Raw genomic sequence first — 2441 nt, 5'->3', positions numbered from 1 at the left:
CGGGACCGGCGACTGACAGAAGGCAAGACCCCACGCGAGATCACCCGATGCCTCAAACGCGCCATCGCCCGCGAAATCTACGGCCTACTCAAGCCGCCCCAGACCACTTGACAAACATAGGAGCATCATTCAGTGGCCTTTTCGGGGGTCGATGTCACATCGAGTGGACCGCGAGCGGGTGCCCAGCGCACTGCCCTCGATAGTGTGGAGGCATGTGGGCCGGTCGACGCGAGGCGTTGCGTCGGCGATATCTGTCGCTGGGGCTCGGCGAGCTTGCCGCAGCAGTTGTCTTCCTGACGGTCGCCCTCACCATGGCGATGCCGAGGCTCGATGACCAGCAGGACCGTCTGGTCTTGTGGTCCGCCCTTGTTCCATTGCTGATCGTGCTCGTACAAGCGGGTATCTACTGGCTGCTGGCGCGTTCCTGGGTAGGACACCACCCGATGCCCGTCTTCCTCCGCGTGGTCTACCGGGTATGTCGAATTGTCGACTTCGCGTTGTTGGCTGCCGGGTTGGTGGGCATCATCGTCTGGTTTCCCGCCGGGATCGCTGCGGCTCTCGCCGTCGTCGCCGTGTGGCTCTTCGGAGTCGTCGAATTCGTCAACTACTTCGTCGTCAGACTTTCTTATCCCGTCCGCAGTTGGTTTTCGAATGTCTGTCAGCTGCGCACACCTCGATTGGCGCACGACATGATCACTGTTGCCTGACGCCACCGACGGAGTCCCTCGCGGGTACTCGATGTGACATTCGGTGGCCTTTTCGGGGGTCAATGTCACATCGAGTGGACTTCGGGTGACCGGTCTGCGAGTTCAGGACGATCGACGAGACAGGATTTCAGTGATGTCGGCCAGAGCAGGGATTGCCGCAGAGAGTGCTCTACGGCTGTCCACGGTCAGCTCGTCGAGTGCGTCGGAAAGCACCTGCGAACTGACTGCGTCATATTCGGCGAGTAGACGGAGGGCCTTCGGCGACGCCGTCAGGGTCGCTCCCCGGAGGTCGTTCGACGAGATCGATCGTTCGACGAGACCAGCGTCGACCATTGCTTTGATCAGGTTGCTGACGGTCGAGCGAGCGAGGTTGAGATGTGCGGCGAGGACTCCGGGGCTCATCGACGGCTTGTCGACGAGGGCTCTCATCACTTCGACGTGTGAGTCAGGGAGGTCCGGCAAGTCCGCGGCTTCGCGGGTCGCGCGGAGCAACGAGCGCCGCAGCGGTCCCAGTTGTCGACCGAGTTCGATTGCGGAGGAATGCACTGTTCGATGATCTCACATGTAGTTTTGCCGCAAACATAGTTTTGTGACAAAATGGTCTCATGAATACAGAGACCTCGGTTCAGAATCCGGTGCCGGATCAGGACCTCGCCGGCATCGTCGGACACCGATTCATCTACACGTACGCGAACAACTGGCAGTACGAGATGTACGTCAAGAACGCCACGACGATCGACTACCGCATCCACACCGGCATGGTCGGTGGTCGATGGGTCAAGGACCAGGAAGTCGATCTGGTCCAACTCGACGACGATGTCTACAAGATCTCGTGGAACGAGCCGACCGGGACATCCGTCGTCGTCAACGTCATTCCCGGCAAGCGGCGCCTGCATGGCACGATCTTCTTCCCGCAATGGATCGAACTCGACGGAACCAAGACCGTTCTGTATCAGAATGACCACCTCGACCGAATGCGCGCCTACCGCGACGCGGGCCCGACCTACCCCATCTATGTGGTTCCCGAATTCGCCACCATCACTCTGTTCGAGCACGTCGGCGTCGACGACGAGACGATCGTGTCGGTTGCGCCCAGCGATTTGCCCGACGGATTTGCCGACCGAACCAACTGACATGCGTCCAGAACTGGTCTTCGTCGCCCATCTGTCGGTGACCGTAGGTGAACCGATCGACCTTGGCGAGGTGGCCGATGGTCACCGTCGCCTGGTGCCGATCCTCGGCGGTACCGTCGAGGGCCCGTTCCTGCAGGGCCGAGTTCTACCCGGAGGTGCGGATCACCAGATTCTCCGCACGGCGACACTCACCGAGTTGGACACCAGATACGCACTCGAGACCGATGCGGGCGAGCGGATCGCGATACACAACGTCGGCGTACGAAGTGGTGCCGAAGATGACATCGCCGCACTTGTCCGCGGTGAACCTGTGCCCGCCGATCGCATCTATTTCCGTAGTCAACCCAGACTGTCCTCCGCCGCGAGCAGACTCCGGTGGATGAACGAGCGCATGTTCATCGGATCCGCCCAGCGATTGCCGAACTCCGTGGAGCTGGACGTCTACCAGGTCACCTGACCGACTCGACTCCGCGCAGTCAATGTGACTGTGAGTATGAATGTGTCCGGTGATACTGGATATCTGCGGTGGGTTGGGGCCTGACTCTCAATGTGACCGACGCCCGGTGGGCTGTCCTTCGAACGATGTGTCGGTACCCGACCC

4 protein-coding genes are annotated in these 2441 nt (G+C 60.7%); 3 read left to right on the top strand and 1 reads right to left on the bottom strand.

What is annotated here, in order from left to right:
• Nucleotides 1-212: 212 nt before the first annotated feature.
• Entirely contained in the window at nt 213-707 is a 495-nt protein-coding gene (locus MTX35_RS25200) for a hypothetical protein (RefSeq protein WP_243597467.1), read from the top strand.
• A 102-nt stretch (nt 708-809) separates the two neighbouring features.
• On the opposite strand, the gene MTX35_RS25195 is transcribed toward MTX35_RS25200, so the two are convergent.
• Nucleotides 810-1253 (bottom strand): MarR family winged helix-turn-helix transcriptional regulator, encoded by a 444-nt coding sequence (locus tag MTX35_RS25195; protein ID WP_243597466.1) that lies wholly within the window; start codon nt 1251-1253, stop codon nt 810-812.
• A gap of 59 nt (nt 1254-1312) precedes the next feature.
• Between MTX35_RS25195 and MTX35_RS25190 the strand changes: the two genes are divergently transcribed.
• Together MTX35_RS25190 and MTX35_RS25185 are read left to right on the top strand one after the other, a co-directional pair.
• Entirely contained in the window at nt 1313-1840 is a 528-nt protein-coding gene (locus MTX35_RS25190; RefSeq protein ID WP_243597465.1) for a phenolic acid decarboxylase, read from the top strand.
• 1 nt (nt 1841) lies between these two features.
• Nucleotides 1842-2297 carry a DUF3237 domain-containing protein gene (locus MTX35_RS25185; RefSeq protein WP_243597464.1) on the top strand — a complete coding sequence of 152 codons (456 nt, stop codon included), beginning with the start codon at nt 1842-1844 and terminating at the stop codon, nt 2295-2297.
• Nucleotides 2298-2441: the final 144 nt, after the last annotated feature.

The organism is Rhodococcus sp. ARC_M12 (assembly GCF_022810385.1).
GTDB classification, from domain to species: Bacteria; Actinomycetota; Actinomycetes; order Mycobacteriales; family Mycobacteriaceae; genus Rhodococcoides; species Rhodococcoides navarretei.
This window is presented reverse-complemented; position numbering and strand designations above follow the sequence as displayed.

What these genes read in the sequence shown, in the direction of transcription:
- MTX35_RS25200 (WP_243597467.1), top strand. Translation starts at nt 213, where the DNA reads ATGTGGGCCGGTCGACGCGAGGCGTTGCGTCGGCGATATCTGTCGCTG.
- MTX35_RS25190 (WP_243597465.1), top strand. Translation starts at nt 1,313, where the DNA reads ATGAATACAGAGACCTCGGTTCAGAATCCGGTGCCGGATCAGGACCTC.
- MTX35_RS25185 (WP_243597464.1), top strand. Translation starts at nt 1,842, where the DNA reads ATGCGTCCAGAACTGGTCTTCGTCGCCCATCTGTCGGTGACCGTAGGT.